Here is a 13,552-nt window from a genome sequence, read left to right on the forward strand (position 1 = left end):
CCGATCTCGATGCCTGGCTCCTCCACTACAACACCGAAAGACCCCATCTCGGCTACCGCAACATGGGGAGACGCCCCATCGAAACCGTCATGTCATTCGTTAGTCAAGAAGGTTAAGTGGACACCCTATTTGGGTTGTCGCCGCGACGCTTTTTATCCCTTGACCGCTGTGGCTGCGAGCCTGCTTGTTGGGGTGCATGCGCTCAGTGATTTCAGCCTGCAGCTTCCCGCCGTGACCGTCACTTGGCTGGTGCTGCTGGCGCTGGGTGTGGCGCAGAGTTGGCGCACGGACGCCTGAGTGCTGCGGGCCTGGGCGCTGCGGGTCAGGCGGTTCCGCACCCACAGTAGCTCAAAGCTGCGCGATGGACTGTCGCCAACGTCAGCGTGTTAAGGGAGGAGGCCGCGTGATCAGGCTTGGGTTCGTCTCTGATGAAGTTGGCAGCCACCGCAGCGCCCTCCGCCGGGTGCTGCTTTTCGTTCTGGGGTTGGCCTGTGCCGGCGCCCTGCCGGCCTCAGTCTCAGCGCAGCAATCGGGGCATGCTTTGGCAGAGGCCCTGGTGCTCGCCGAAGCCGGGCGCAGCGATGCGCTTGAAGCACGCCTGCCACAACTTGATCCGCTCGACCGGAGCATCGCGCTCTGGCGCCTGTTGACTCGCCGACCCGAGGCGGCGGCGCGCACCACTCTGGAGGACTTCCTGCGCCGCCATGCCGACTGGCCGGAGGAAGAACGCCTGCAGCGTGCCGTCGAAGAGCGTCTGCCCCACGAGATCGACGATCGCGCCGCCCTGGAATGGTTTTCCGACTTCGCGCCCGTCACACCGCAGGCGGCGCTCGCTTATGCCCGTGCCTTGCGCCGGGCTGGAGAGGATGCGGCCGCCATTGCCGAGGCGCGCCGGGCCTGGCGCGACCTGAATCCCGATACTGTAAGTGATGCTGCAATCCTGGCCGAGTACGGGGGGCACCTGGAAGCGGTGGACCACCGGATCCGCGTTGAGCGGCTGCTGCGGGCGAATCAGAAGAAGGCCGCCTTGGTGGCTCTGGACGACGCCAGTGCTGTCGGCGCGATCGATGCGGAGCAGCATCGTCTCCTCAGGGCACGAGTGCTCCTACAGATACTCGACGACGAAGGAGAGGCGCTCGCCAACGAAATTCCGGAGGAGACTCTGCGGCAGAGCGGATTGATCTTTGATCTCGCCTGGTACCGCATGCAGCGCGACCCGCAGGAGACGGCCATGGATCTGCTCGATCCGCCGCCAGTGGTCCTGTCCCGCGAGGCGGCGGACCGCTGGCAGGTGCGCCGGCGTGCGGTGCGCCGTCTTCTGGCGACGGATGATGCAGACGCGGCCTACCGCATCGCCGCGCGACACGGAATCCCGGAGGGCCTGGCCTATGACGAGGCCGAGTTCCTCGCGGGATGGATCGCACTACGGCGGCTGGACGACCCGGACACGGCCTACAGCCATTTCGACCGCCTCTTTCACCAGGGCAGCGGCGCCGGTGCGATTGCCCGGGGAGCCTACTGGTGCGGAGAAGCCTCACTTGCCAGTGGGCGCCCGGACTGGGGACAGCAGTGGTTCGACGTGGCCGCGCAGTACAGCGGCACCTTCTACGGACTGATGGGGGCCCTGCGCAGCGATGCGAGTCAATGGCGCGAGGCGGACGGTGACGCTTGGGAGGTCGGCCATGCAGCTCGTTCGGCTTTCGATGCCCGCCCCATGGTGCGGGTGATTCGCCGCCTGGCAGCGGCCGGGCGCCGGGATCTCGTCGCACCCTTCTTCCGGCATCTGCGCAGCAATGGCATGGAGGAAGCCGGGACCTGGCATCTCCTGGGTGACCTGGCGCAGGAGATCGGTCGGCATGATGAAGCGATCCGCACCGCGCGGGCGGCGTACTCTGCCGGCTGGACCTTCCCGGACCTGCTCTATCCCACTCCGCGCATGGGGCTGCCGGTTGACCGGCGCCGGCCGCTGCTGCTGGCACTGATCCGCCAGGAAAGCTCCTTCAATCCGGAAGCGGTCAGTCCGGTGGGGGCGCGGGGTTTGATGCAGCTCATGCCCGGGACCGCGGCCGACGTGGCTGCCCGCCTGGGTGAAGCTTACGATCCCGCCCGCCTGACCGCTGACCCGGCCTACAATCTGCGCCTGGGCCGCGCCTATCTGGAAGAGATGCTGCAGCGCTATGGCAGTTCCCTTCCCCTGGCGCTGGCGGCCTACAACGCCGGACCGGGGAGAGTGGATGCCTGGCTGGCTGCGCACGGCGACCCCCGTCGCGATGAGATCGGTCTGCTTGATTGGATCGAACTCATTCCCTTCGACGAGACCCGCCACTATGTAAAGGTCGTCATCGAGGTTGCGGCGGTCTATGCCCGCCGCCTTCACCCCGAACAGAGTGACGCCTATGCACCCTTCGATCTCATACCCGCCCGGCTCGTGCAGAGCGAACTTGATGCGCAATGACTCGGCCTTTTGGCGACGTACCGCGATTGCGCATGGCTGAGGCGGGACGAGACGACGGCCGGTCCGGCCGATCCCAGGGTATGGGCCAAGCCGGGCGGCTCCGGGTTGTCGCCGGTTTCGCGCTCGCGGGATATTTGCTGGCGCTGATGGTCGGTGCAGCCATCGAGCCGCCCGCTCTCGCGCGGCAAAGTGGCTCGCTGCTGGTCCACGGTGCGGCTTTCGTTGGCGCGCAGTGTCTTGTCTTCCTGCTGGCTCCGACCTGGCGGGGACGCCTTGTCTGGTTTGGACTGCTGTTCGCCTTCGGTCTGGTCATCGAGGCGGTGCAGTTCTTCCTGCCCTGGCGCAGCGCCACCTGGATCGACCTCGTCTACAACGCTTCGGGTCTGTCGATTGGCTTTCTTCTCTGCGCGCTCCTTGAAATCGCGGCGCGGCGCCTGGGCCTGCCGAGCGCTGCCGAGGTCACACGTCGATCATGACGTGGCCGATGGGGTGCGAGTAGCAGGCGGCTCTACTTTAGAGATGGCTGCGGTCGGTGAGCTTGAGCCGTTCGATCAGTTCATAGATCAGCTTCAGCTCCTGCAGTAACGCCTTTGCTCGCTCGGGCGTTTCCAGAGGGGTGAAGAGGCTGCCTCCTTCGAAGTGCTTTTGCTTGCTATGGAAGGCGATCAGAAGGTTCTGCGCCTCGAAGGCAAAGGAAAGGGCGCCCGAGGCGCCGAGATGATCCGCCAGGTCCGTGAGGCATTCCATAAAGCCGGGTGTCAGAAGGTAGCGTGCTTCTACCTGATCATCCGAAAAGACCTCATAGATCCTTTCGAATCGCGGATCCTCCAGCCTGACTCGCTCTCCATGCCTGAAACCGGCGATCCTGTTTCCGAGCCAGCTTCTGTCGGGAAGCACGAGGGTACGGGCGGTGAAAGGCTTGGGGAAGCGATAGATCAATAGCAGCCCCTGAAAGACCGACTGATTTTCCGTCTTCGTTCCCCCCTTCCCGTCGCTTCTTTCAACCCTTTTGGTGAGCGCAGCCTCGCAGAGCTCGAAGTCCACCCCCGCATGCGCTCCGCTGATGTGATCCTGCAGGTGAACGTGGTCGTGGACCGGGAGAATTTTCACATCAACGAAGCGGGGTAGGGGGAAACGGCCGGCATCGAGGCTGTAGTCTAGGCCAAGGAAGCGGCAGGTGGGCTCAACCAGCGCCGTCTTGAGCTTCCGACGCATCTTGCTCTGAAGATGAAAGATCGAGGCAACTGCGCCAAAACCGGCCAAGAGCGCTGCAATTCTCACAAAACCGTCGCCGACTCCGACAGCGGCGGAGATTTGCGTGTGGAAGACGAAGACAAGTATTGCGACCAGAATGACTGCGCCGAGCGCAAAAACTCTCTTGACCGTTCGTCGACGCTCTATCTCAAGTTGTCGGATCTCAGGCGCAATGCTGGCTTCGTAGAAGCTCTCATAGTCTTCCATGAGCAACTGCTTCAGTGCACAGCCAGGTAATCGCCGGCATCGACAGGTTCGCGCAGATGCGCATCCTCGAGCTCAAAGAAGGGTAGGGGGCGAACGCCCACCTGGCGCGCGATCAGTGAGCCCGGAAAGATCTGCACGGCGTTGTTGAGCTCGGTCACGGCTGAATTGTAGAAGCGCCGCGCGGCGGCGATGTGACCCTCCACCGAGGCGAAGCTCTGCTGGGCCTCGAGAACCGTCTGGCTGGAGCGCAGCTCTGGATAATTCTCGGCCAGAGCGAAGAGTTGGCGCATGCCGGACTGCAGCTTGCCTTCTGCCTCGAGATGCTGGCGCACGGCTTCGGGGTTGCTGGCATCATAGGTCTTGCGCGCTTCGTTGCGCAGTTCGGTGACCCGGGTCAAGAGGTCGCGCTCATGGCTCATGAAGCTTTGGGCCAGCTTAAGGATGTTCGGCAAGAGATCGTGGCGCTTGCGTAGCTGCACGTCGATTGAGGAAAGCGCTTCGAGCGCCCGGTTGCGCCGCCGGATCAACACGACATACCAAGCATAAGCGATAAGGATCACGGCGACGATCAGCGCGCCGACGAAGAGCTCCATCAAGCAGCCTCCTTGTACGGGCGCCTTCAGCCGCGCCGGCCACCCTTATAGCAGGCGCTGCAGTCAGCTTGAAACCACAAGCTCGGCCCCATGAATCCGTTTGGGAGGATGATTACCGGCAGCGGCATCCAAGCGGGATTGCAGGCAATCTGCACTACAAGGTTTTAAAATCGAATGCGCGCTTCAGCTCCAAGCACACAATAACCCTCCCGCTGGACAAGAGCGGAGGCCGCCTTTGTTTGGAGGTATACTTGCTTTATGGAAGAAACGACCCAAGAAGGTGGCGTCCCCTAGGGGATTCGAACCCCTGTTGCCGCCGTGAAAGGGCGGTGTCCTAGGCCTCTAGACGAAGGGGACGTCTGGGGTGCTGAGACCCATGGCCGCTGTGGCGCCTGAGATAGCCGGGCCGGACGTGCCTTGCAAGACCTTCCTGCGAAAATTCGGCCGTGAAAGGAAAGTTCGGCGGGTCATGGCAGGCTTCGTCAGGCCCATGGCTTTTGCGCCTGTTGGTTGCTTGCCCAAGGGTGGGGCTGCTGGCACCCTCCCGGCCACCAGAGTCGCACCCGCATGCCCGCTCGGTCGGGCCCTTGGCCGGTGTGCGACATTCGTCGAATCAGGAGGTGCAGATGCGGGTGCTGGTGACAGGCGCCGGGGGTTTTATTGGCCGACGGCTGGTAACCCGTTTGGTGGAGCAGGGAAAGCTTGCGGATGCAGATGGCACGCCGCGCGCCATCACGGAACTGTTGCTGGTCGACCGGGACGCAGCGGTGCTCGAGAAGCTTGTTCGCGAGACCGATGCCTCGATCAAGCTGACAAGTCGGGCCGGCGACCTGCGTGATACGAATTTCGTAGAGGGGCTCTTCGCGGACGACGTCGACAGCGTCTTTCATCTGGCTGCCACGCTGACGCTCGATGCCGAACGGGATTTTGACACCGGCTGGGCGGTCAACATGCTGCTGCCGTTCCGCATGCTGGAGGCCTGCCGCCGGCAAGGGGCGAGGCCGCGTTTCGTCTATGCCAGTTCGATTGCCGTCTTCGGCGGCCGGCTTCCCGAACGGGTCGACGACTGGCAGGCGCAGCGCCCGCAAACCTCCTATGGTACAGCCAAGTCGATTACTGAACTCCTGATCAACGACTACTCGCGCCACGGCTTGGTGGATGGCAGGTCGTTGCGGCTGCCGGTGGTGATGATCCGGCCGGGCCAGGCTGGCGGTGGCATGCACAGCGGAGCCGTGTCGGACCTTATCGGTGCCCTGGCGCGTGAACCCCTGGCCGGGCGCGCCATCACCTCTCCGCTGGGCTGGGACACCCGCTTTCCCGTGGTGTCGGCAGGCCGAGTGGCGGAGAACTTGCTGCGTCTCCACGATGTGCCGGCGGAGTGCTTCAGTGAAGGCCGGGCGGTCAACCAGCCTGGGCTGACTGTCTCCGTCGCCGACATCGCCGCGGCCCTAGGGCGGGTCGCCGGAAGCGAGGCGGCCAAACTGCTGTCTGTGGCGCCCGACTCGGCGCTGGAGCGCGTGGTTGCGAGCTGGCCGCGAGAGTTCGTCAGTGAGGTCGAACTGGATCCACCCCTCCTGCCGGATCCCGATTTCGACAGCATTCTGCGCGACCATGTGCGGGCCTGAAACCACTGCACGAAGCATGTTCTCTGTTGTTTTGAGTTGGGAGTGTGAGAGCCGATGGATGGTCTCAACAGTCGTGATCAGGTGTCAGTGATGTCCGGCGTGTCCGCAGCCGCCGACATCTGCATCATCGGAGCCGGCGTCTCTGGGCTGACAGCGGGCAAGGCCCTGAAGGACGCAGGCGTTGCCTATGACTGCTACGACCTCGGGTCAAATATTGGCGGGATGTGGCGCTACGAGAACGACAGTGGCACCTCCTCTGCCTACCGCAGTCTGCATATCGACTCCAGCCGTCAGAGCCTCGCCTGGCCCGATTTCCAAATACCCGATGACCTGCCTGATTACTTGTCGCACGCGCAGGTGCTCGAGCACCTGGAGCGCTATGCCGAAACCTTCGGCCTCCATGACTCCATCCGCTTTCGCACGCGGGTCGAGCGGGTGGAACCGGACGGAGAGGGCGGCTGGAACGTGCATCTGCGGGCGGTCGATGCCCCTGATGCACCCGCCGAGGTGCGCCGCTATCGAACGGTGATCATCGCCAACGGCCATCTCTCGGATCCGAAGTATCCCGATTTCCCGGGCGACTTTTCCGGGACGCAAAGCCATTCGCATCACTACCGCAAGGCCGATCCCTATGAGGATCAGACTGTACTTGTGGTGGGCATCGGCAACTCGGCAGTGGATATCGCCGTGGATCTGGCGCGTCGGGCCCGGCAGGTGTTGCTGTCAACGCGGCGCAGTGCCTGGATCATGCCCAAGTACATCGCCGGCCTGCCCACGGACCGTTGGCTCGGCTTTATGGTGCGCAAGCTGAAGCTGCCGGTGCCCATGGCCCGCGGTCTGCTGCGCCACGTCGCCCGCCTGGCGATCGGCAACCAGGAGCGCTTCGGCGTGCCGCGCCCGGAGCATCCGATCTGGCGCGAGCACGCAACGCTCAGCCAGGATCTGCTGTCCTACCTCGGGCATGGCTGGATCCGCATGAAGCCCAACGTGGAGCTGCTGGACGGGGAGGAGGTGCTCTTCACCGACGGCACGCGCGAGCAGGTTGACGCCATCATCTACGCCACCGGCTACAAAACCACCTTTCCCTTCCTGGATCCGGGGGTCTTCAGCATTCAGGATGCGCGCCCGCCGGCGCTCTATCGCCGGATCGTCTCGCGCGACCATCCGGGGCTGTTCTTTACCGGCCTGGTCCAGCCGGTTGGGCCGACGATTCCTCTGGTCGAAATCCAGGCACGCTGGATGGCCAAGGTCCTGTCCGGCGAAATTACCCTCCCGCCGAAGGAGGAGATGGACCAGGAGATCGAACGTCACCGCGGCAATGTCGCGAAGCGTTATCTCAATGCCGCGCGCTATACTCTGGAGGTCGACTTCAAGGAGTATGCCGGGGAACTCAACAAGGATATGCAGGGCAAGTAGTGCTGGAGGCGGGCTTCCGAAGCTGAAGGTGCTGCACAGGCATCCGGAACGCATGGCGTTGTCCCGCGTTGGGCAATGACAGCCGCGGCAGCGCGGCAGGAAGATGCCAAAGGAGCGACAGGATGCCCGCTATCAGCAACGCAAAGATCGCCATCCTCGCCACGCACGGTTTTGAGCAGTCGGAGCTCGAAGTGCCGCGCGACAAGCTCAGGAGCGCCGGCGCCACGGTGCATGTCGTGACTCCCGACGGACAGGCCATCAAGGGATGGGACAAGACCGACTGGGGCTCCGAGGTGGAGGCCGACAAGGCACTCTCTACTGTCCAGGCCTCGGACTACGATGCTCTCGTTCTGCCGGGCGGGCAGATCAACCCGGACCTCCTGCGGGTCAATGACTCAGCTCTCTCGCTCATTCGTGATTTTGTGGGAAATGGTCGAATTGTCGCCGCGATTTGCCACGCGCCCTGGCTGCTCATCGAAGCAGGGGTGGTCGAGGGGCGTGAAATGACCTCTTACCACTCGATCCGGACCGACGTGAAGAACGCCGGCGCCAACTGGGTGGATCGGGAAGCGGTCGTCTCGAACGGAATCGTGACGAGCCGGAACCCGGACGACCTCGACGCCTTCACCGCGAAGATCATCGAAGAAATCGAGGAAGGCCGGCACGAACGGGGGTAGATCAGAGCCTTAAATCGAGTTCGCGAAGCGACCCAATTTGAGTCGTCACTCTGCTCTACACCCTTGGATCAGAACGGATTCACGCGTTTGTTTCTGAGCGCTGTGCGTTACAGATCAAACGCGATCCGCTCTTGGGTGGCGTCAGAAAACGCCGATGTTTTCTGTAGACACTGCTTGCGCGCCCGCGGCGTCTATAGCTGATTGATCGGCAGCTTCATGTAGCGCGTGCCGTTGTCTTCCGGAGGTGGCAGTTCGCCGGCGCGGATGTTGACCTGTATCGAGGGCAGGATGAGAGTCGGCATTGAGAGTGTGGCGTCGCGGGTCTCGCGCATGCGCACGAACTCGTCTTCTGTCACCCCTGCATGCACGTGGATGTTTTTGCGCTTCTCCTCGGCGACAGTCGTCTCCCACGTTGGCCCGCGGCCTTCGGGGGGGTAGTCATGGCAGAGGAAGATGCGGGTCTCGTCCGGCAGCGACAGCACTTTCCGGATGGAGCGGTAGAGCTGGCGCGCATTGCCACCGGGGAAATCGCAGCGGGCAGTGCCGTAGTCCGGCATGAAAAGCGTATCCCCCACAAATGCTGCATCGCCGATCACGTAGGTGAGACAGGCCGGAGTGTGGCCGGGAGTGTGCAGCACCGAAGCCTCGATCTTGCCGATGGTAAAGCGATCACCTTCGGCGAAGAGATGATCGAACTGACGGCCGTCGGCCAGGAACTCCTTTTCCAGATTGAAGATGTCCCGGAACACCTGCTGCACTTCGCGGATATGCTCGCCGATTGCGATTTTGCCGCCCAGGTGCTGTTTGATGTAGGGCGCAGCCGAGAGATGGTCGGCGTGGGGATGGGTTTCCAGGATCCACTCGACGGTCCAACCGAGCGCGCGCGCCTTCTCGATCAATGCATCAGCTGAGGCGGTCGAGGTGCGTCCGGCCTTGGGATCGAAGTCCAGGACGGGGTCGACCACGGCGCAAACTGCGCCTTCTGGATCGCCCACGAGGTAGCTGATCGTGTTCGTTTTCTCGTCGAAATGCGCATGAACGCTGGGTTTGCTGATCTCTGCGGCTGTAGACATCGTTGCTCCTTTCCCTCGTCCGGCGAGCTGTCGTACTCATCAAAGTTCCTGGACCGGTTCGCCGCAGCGATCTCAATCAAATGTAACTCACGTTGGTGATTATGTGCGGCCACCATCTTGAGATTACCATGCGTTGGATGTGGTCACAGCGTCGCAGGTATGGCGTCCCCCTTTCGGCTCATCGGATCGCTCGCCTTTTCCCAACCGCATTACCTGGAGGGATGTGCGATCCGGCAACCGCGCGGGCTGGCCGTCGCCCGGTTTCACTGTGCTAGGCTACATGAGGACAAAGCAGGGAGGTAGGCGCACATGTCGGCAGTGCAGACGGAGAGTTTCGGTTTCGCCACGCACGAGGTGCTCAACCAGACCGGCGATCTATCCGATTACAACGCCTTTGCCGGCGATCGCGCCTTGCAGGATGCCATTCGCACCTTCGGTGCTTCCTGGGCTGAAGACAGGTTGCAGCGTGCCGGAGATCGCGTGGGCTCGGCTGCGGTGCAGCAGCTTGCCCGCCAGGCCAATCGCAACCTGCCCGAACTGAAGACCCACAACCGCTTCGGCGAGCGCATCGACCAGGTGGAGTTTCATCCGGCCTGGCATGAGTTGATGGCGCTCATGTTCGACTGCGAGACCCATTCGTTGGCCTGGACCGAGTCCCGGCCGGGTACTCAGGTTGCGCGTGCCGGGCTCAGCTATCTCTGGAACCAGGGGGAAAGCGGCATCTGCTGCCCAATGGGCATGACCTATGCCTCCATGGCGGCGCTGGAGCATCAGCCGGATTTGAAGGCGCAGTGGCAGGACAGTATCCTCTCCCGAAGCTACGACCCGCGCCCGCTCCACGCTGCGGAAAAGCGCGGTGCAACGGTTGGCATGGCGATGACGGAAAAGCAGGGTGGCTCCGACCTGCGGGCGACCATGACGACGGCCCGCCCGGCCAGTTCTCGCAGCGGGCCGGGTGCCGAGTACCTCCTCACCGGGCACAAGTGGTTCTTCTCGGTGCCGCAGAGCGATCTCTTCCTGACCCTGGCCCAGACCGAAACGGGGCTCTCGTGCTTTCTCGCCTGCGGCTGGCTGCCCGACGGCACCCGCAACCGCCTCAAGCTGCAGCGCCTAAAGGACAAGTGCGGCAACAAGTCGAACGCCTCGTCCGAAGTGGAGTTCTATGACCTGCACGCGCACATGGTGGGCGAGGAGGGTCGCGGCATTCGCACCATCATCGAGATGGCGCATCTGACGCGGCTGGATTTCGCCGTTGGCTCATCAGGGTTGATGCGGCAGGCGCTGTCCCACGCGCTGCATCACGTGCGCAGGCGCCGGGCCTTCCAGCGCTCCCTGGTCGATCTGCCGATCATGCGCAACGTCGCGGCTGACCTCGCCGTCGAGTCCGAGGCCATGATGTGGATGAGCCTGCGCTTGGCCCAGGCGCAGGACCGCACGCAGGAGAGCGAAAGCGAGCGCCTGCTGGCGCGCATCGCCACGCCCATGGCCAAGTACTGGGCCTGCAAGCGTGCGCCGGCCTTTGTGGCCGAGGCGCTGGAATGCCATGGCGGCAATGGTTTCATCGAGGACCATCTCATGGCCCGGCTCTACCGCGAGGCGCCGCTTAACGGCATCTGGGAGGGGACGGGTAATGTCATTTGCCTGGATGTGATCCGCTCCTTGCAGCGTGAACCCGAAACCCGCGACGCCTTCCTCGACGAGGTCCGGTCCGGGCTCGGTGGCGACGCCCGGTTGCGCGCCTTCATAGATGATTTGAGCCAGAGGCTTGCCGACCTGCCGCGCGCGGAGGGCCAGGCGCGGCGCACGGTGGAGATGATGGCTTTCGCGCTCCAAGGCTCGCTGCTGGCGCGCCATTCCGCGCCGGCGGTGAGCGACGCCTTCGCGGCCTCGCGCCTGAGCGGGGAGTGGGGGCAGGCTTTCGGGACGCTGCCCGAGGGTCTCGACACTGACGCGATCGTGGCGCGGGCAGCCGTTCCGGACTGAGCGGGTCGCTGCCGGCGGCTACTTCGCGGCAGGCGGCGGATCCGGCACCTCGCAGCCTTTGACGCAGCAACGCCCTGGTTGCTTGGAGACCCGCTGCCCCTGGTCCAGCACGCCACGGTCGAGCAGTCGTTCGACCAGTTCCGCCTTTTCCCCCACAGGGTAGTTGCGCCAGATTTCGCGCTTCATCGCTTCCGGCGAACCGCCGCCGTGGAGGGAAATGACGGAGTACCAGCCGCCTTGATTGGTGGCCGTGAGGTCCTCGATCAGGCGGGAGACTTCCAGGCGCTGCGCGGCGGGAATGTCGTCACGCCCGCCCAGCACCGCCGCCAGAGAGGCCTGGGTCTCGGGATTGTGGTCCTCGTCCGGGCCCGGAAGCGCCACGATCAGGCCGCCGGACACATAGTGCGCCAGGCGGTGCATGTCGTAGATCTTCGTCGCCAGCAGCAGCTTGCCGATGTTGGAGAAGACCGTATCGGGCATGACGGAGCCCGCCGGATCTTTTGAGCAGTAGACCGAGGCCGCAATGCCGCAGGCATAGAAGCTCTCGGTGATGGTGATGAGTTCCACCATGGCATCGCGGATGTGGCCGTGGCGGTTCGGGTCCAGCCCGTTGGCCTCGATCATCAAGGCGCCGGCGCCGATCAGAAGGTCACCGAAACCGGCCCGTGCCGCAATGCAAGCTTGCCGGTGGTGAGTCGCGTAAGAGGTGGTGAGGAAGCCGGCCTCTTCGTGCTCGCCGGCGAGGAAGACGCGCTCGTGCGGCACGAAGACGTCGTCGAAGATGACCACGCCCGTCGACTGCCCGTACTTGGCGGAGAACTTGGCTGCGGCCTCACCCGGGCGGCCGGCGGGGCGGGCGACAATGGTCACGCCCGGCGCGTCCACCGGCACGGCGCAGACCACGGCGAAGTCTGCATCCTCGGCCGTGTGGGTGCGGCAGGGCATGACCAGGAACTCGTGCATGTAGGGCGCGCCGGTGACGATGGCCTTGGTGCCGCGGATCACGATACCGTCCGGCCGCCGCTCCTTGATATGCACATAGACGTCCGGATTGCTTTGCAAGCCGGGGCGTTTGGAGCGATCGCCCTTGGCATCGGTCATGGCTGCGCCCAGTGTCAGATCCCGCTCCTGCACGTCGTGCAGATAGGCAAGAAAGCGCTGGTGATAGTCGGTGCCATGCTCGGCGTCCGCCCGATGCGTCGCCTGGAAGATGGCATTGAGGGCATCGTGGCTGAGATAGCGCTGCGCACAGCCCACTTCCTTGCAGAGCAGACGCACGGCCTCGAGCTTGTAGAGCAGGTCCTGCGACGACTCGTTGATGTGAAGCATGCGGTTGACCGTCTGCCCGGACGTGCCTTGCCGGGCGGTCATGAGGAGCTTCTTCTCTTCCTCCACCGCGAAATCGTAGGTCACGCCCACAGCGTTGATGCCCGGCGCCAGGCGCGGCTCGTCGGCAACGCTTTCCACCGCCTCGCCGTCGATGAAGACGCGCGGATTGTAGTGGCGCAGAGAGTCTCGGTAGTCGGCGGCAGACATCAGCATGGCGCATTCCTCTTCGTCGGTTGTTTGTAAAATCTAACAGCGTTAGAAAACTGTCAAGCGAGGAGGAGCTTGGGATGAAGCAACGGCAGGCGGAGCGGCAGCGGGCGGTGGGTGCGCACAAGCGCCGGCTGATCCTGGACGCGGCACAGAAGGTCTTTGCACGGGAAGGGCTGGAGGGCTCGAGCCTGCGCCTAATTGCAGCCGAGGCGGGCTACACGCCGGCGGCACTCTATTTCCACTTCCAATCAAAGGAAGCGATCTACGCCGAACTGCTGCAGGAGTCGCTGGGCCGGCTTGGCGAAGCTGTGGCTAAGGCGGCGCCGAAAGACGCCCACGCTGCCGATCGGCTCCGCCGGGCCGGAATGGCGTTCTTTGGGTACTACGCCCAATACGCAGGGGAACTTGACCTGGGGTTCTATCTCTTCCGCGGCGGGATGAAACCGGCGGGGCTGGGCCGCGAGTGGGATGAAGCCTTGAACGCGGCTTTGATTGCTGCACTGGCGCCGATCACGGCGGCTGCGGAAGCGCTGGGCGCACCCCGGGAAGGGGCGCAGCGCGTGACCGTCAACTGCTTTGCCCATGCGGCCGGTCTGCTGCTGCTTATGCACACCGGGCGCATTCGTATCTTCGGCGCACAGGCCGAAGGCCTGATGGCGGATTATCTCGAAGGCGTGCTTGGCGAGATCAGCACACAGAAAGAAGGCTGATCACTCTTGTGTGAGGGCGT

Annotated in this window: 12 protein-coding genes, 1 tRNA gene and 1 pseudogene; 9 read left to right on the forward strand and 5 right to left on the reverse strand. The window is 63.8% G+C overall.

Annotated elements, in window-relative coordinates:
* From P2G67_RS11840 to P2G67_RS11855, 4 genes and pseudogenes are all read left to right on the forward strand, one after another.
* A pseudogene (locus P2G67_RS11840) lies at nucleotides 1-116 on the forward strand (IS481 family transposase); the annotation flags it as partial.
* A 43-nt stretch (nucleotides 117-159) separates the two neighbouring features.
* The gene (locus tag P2G67_RS11845) at nucleotides 160-297 is read left to right on the forward strand and encodes a hypothetical protein (RefSeq protein WP_275823359.1); all 138 of its coding nucleotides are present in this window, start codon (nucleotides 160-162) and stop codon (nucleotides 295-297) included.
* Between the two features lie 106 nt (nucleotides 298-403).
* Entirely contained in the window at nucleotides 404-2,455 is a 2,052-nt protein-coding gene (locus P2G67_RS11850; RefSeq protein WP_275823362.1) for a lytic transglycosylase domain-containing protein, read from the forward strand.
* Nucleotides 2,452-2,931 carry a VanZ family protein gene (locus tag P2G67_RS11855; RefSeq protein ID WP_275823363.1) on the forward strand — a complete coding sequence of 160 codons (480 nt, stop codon included), beginning with the start codon at nucleotides 2,452-2,454 and terminating at the stop codon, nucleotides 2,929-2,931. Before P2G67_RS11850 ends, P2G67_RS11855 begins: the two co-directional genes overlap by 4 nt.
* Nucleotides 2,932-2,968: 37 nt before the next feature.
* Here the strand turns inward: P2G67_RS11855 and P2G67_RS11860 are convergent, their stop codons facing one another.
* The 3 genes from P2G67_RS11860 to P2G67_RS11870 form a co-directional block, all read right to left on the reverse strand.
* On the reverse strand, nucleotides 2,969-3,916 hold the full coding sequence (locus tag P2G67_RS11860; RefSeq protein ID WP_275823365.1) for a DUF3137 domain-containing protein: 948 nt from the start codon (nucleotides 3,914-3,916) through the stop codon (nucleotides 2,969-2,971).
* Between the two features lie 11 nt (nucleotides 3,917-3,927).
* Entirely contained in the window at nucleotides 3,928-4,509 is a 582-nt protein-coding gene (locus tag P2G67_RS11865; RefSeq protein WP_275823368.1) for a LemA family protein, read from the reverse strand.
* A 281-nt stretch (nucleotides 4,510-4,790) separates the two neighbouring features.
* Nucleotides 4,791-4,866, reverse strand: a tRNA-Glu gene (locus P2G67_RS11870).
* A 269-nt stretch (nucleotides 4,867-5,135) separates the two neighbouring features.
* On the opposite strand from P2G67_RS11870, the gene P2G67_RS11875 reads away from it, so the two are divergent.
* From P2G67_RS11875 to P2G67_RS11885, 3 genes are all read left to right on the forward strand, one after another.
* On the forward strand, nucleotides 5,136-6,134 hold the full coding sequence (locus P2G67_RS11875; RefSeq protein ID WP_275823370.1) for an NAD-dependent epimerase/dehydratase family protein: 999 nt from the start codon (nucleotides 5,136-5,138) through the stop codon (nucleotides 6,132-6,134).
* A 54-nt stretch (nucleotides 6,135-6,188) separates the two neighbouring features.
* Entirely contained in the window at nucleotides 6,189-7,550 is a 1,362-nt protein-coding gene (locus tag P2G67_RS11880; protein ID WP_275823372.1) for a flavin-containing monooxygenase, read from the forward strand.
* A gap of 122 nt (nucleotides 7,551-7,672) precedes the next feature.
* Nucleotides 7,673-8,227, forward strand: coding sequence for a type 1 glutamine amidotransferase domain-containing protein (locus P2G67_RS11885; RefSeq protein WP_275823374.1), 555 nt, complete (start codon nucleotides 7,673-7,675; stop codon nucleotides 8,225-8,227).
* A 191-nt stretch (nucleotides 8,228-8,418) separates the two neighbouring features.
* On the opposite strand, the gene P2G67_RS11890 is transcribed toward P2G67_RS11885, so the two are convergent.
* Nucleotides 8,419-9,300 (reverse strand): MBL fold metallo-hydrolase, encoded by an 882-nt coding sequence (locus tag P2G67_RS11890; protein WP_275823376.1) that lies wholly within the window; start codon nucleotides 9,298-9,300, stop codon nucleotides 8,419-8,421.
* A gap of 309 nt (nucleotides 9,301-9,609) precedes the next feature.
* Here P2G67_RS11890 and P2G67_RS11895 point away from each other — a divergent pair, with 309 nt between their 5' ends.
* Complete coding sequence (locus P2G67_RS11895) at nucleotides 9,610-11,283, forward strand: acyl-CoA dehydrogenase family protein (protein ID WP_275823378.1); 1,674 nt, start codon at nucleotides 9,610-9,612, stop codon at nucleotides 11,281-11,283.
* 18 nt (nucleotides 11,284-11,301) lie between these two features.
* Here P2G67_RS11895 and P2G67_RS11900 read toward each other — a convergent pair whose 3' ends face one another.
* Entirely contained in the window at nucleotides 11,302-12,825 is a 1,524-nt protein-coding gene (locus P2G67_RS11900; RefSeq protein WP_275823380.1) for a 4-hydroxyphenylacetate 3-hydroxylase family protein, read from the reverse strand.
* A gap of 74 nt (nucleotides 12,826-12,899) precedes the next feature.
* Between P2G67_RS11900 and P2G67_RS11905 the strand changes: the two genes are divergently transcribed.
* On the forward strand, nucleotides 12,900-13,532 hold the full coding sequence (locus P2G67_RS11905; protein ID WP_275823382.1) for a TetR family transcriptional regulator: 633 nt from the start codon (nucleotides 12,900-12,902) through the stop codon (nucleotides 13,530-13,532).
* The last annotated feature ends 20 nt before the right edge of the window (nucleotides 13,533-13,552 follow it).

It is taken from the genome of Aquibaculum arenosum, from assembly GCF_029222965.1.
Taxonomy (GTDB): domain Bacteria; phylum Pseudomonadota; class Alphaproteobacteria; order Kiloniellales; family DSM-21159; genus Aquibaculum; species Aquibaculum arenosum.

Excerpts from the sequence above, each read along its gene's own strand:
- P2G67_RS11855 (WP_275823363.1), top strand. The coding sequence starts at position 2,452 with ATGACTCGGCCTTTTGGCGACGTACCGCGATTGCGCATGGCTGAGGCG.
- P2G67_RS11860 (WP_275823365.1), bottom strand. The coding sequence starts at position 3,916 with ATGGAAGACTATGAGAGCTTCTACGAAGCCAGCATTGCGCCTGAGATC.
- P2G67_RS11865 (WP_275823368.1), bottom strand. The coding sequence starts at position 4,509 with ATGGAGCTCTTCGTCGGCGCGCTGATCGTCGCCGTGATCCTTATCGCT.
- P2G67_RS11875 (WP_275823370.1), top strand. The coding sequence starts at position 5,136 with ATGCGGGTGCTGGTGACAGGCGCCGGGGGTTTTATTGGCCGACGGCTG.
- P2G67_RS11880 (WP_275823372.1), top strand. The coding sequence starts at position 6,189 with ATGGATGGTCTCAACAGTCGTGATCAGGTGTCAGTGATGTCCGGCGTG.
- P2G67_RS11885 (WP_275823374.1), top strand. The coding sequence starts at position 7,673 with ATGCCCGCTATCAGCAACGCAAAGATCGCCATCCTCGCCACGCACGGT.
- P2G67_RS11890 (WP_275823376.1), bottom strand. The coding sequence starts at position 9,300 with ATGTCTACAGCCGCAGAGATCAGCAAACCCAGCGTTCATGCGCATTTC.
- P2G67_RS11895 (WP_275823378.1), top strand. The coding sequence starts at position 9,610 with ATGTCGGCAGTGCAGACGGAGAGTTTCGGTTTCGCCACGCACGAGGTG.
- P2G67_RS11900 (WP_275823380.1), bottom strand. The coding sequence starts at position 12,825 with ATGCTGATGTCTGCCGCCGACTACCGAGACTCTCTGCGCCACTACAAT.
- P2G67_RS11905 (WP_275823382.1), top strand. The coding sequence starts at position 12,900 with ATGAAGCAACGGCAGGCGGAGCGGCAGCGGGCGGTGGGTGCGCACAAG.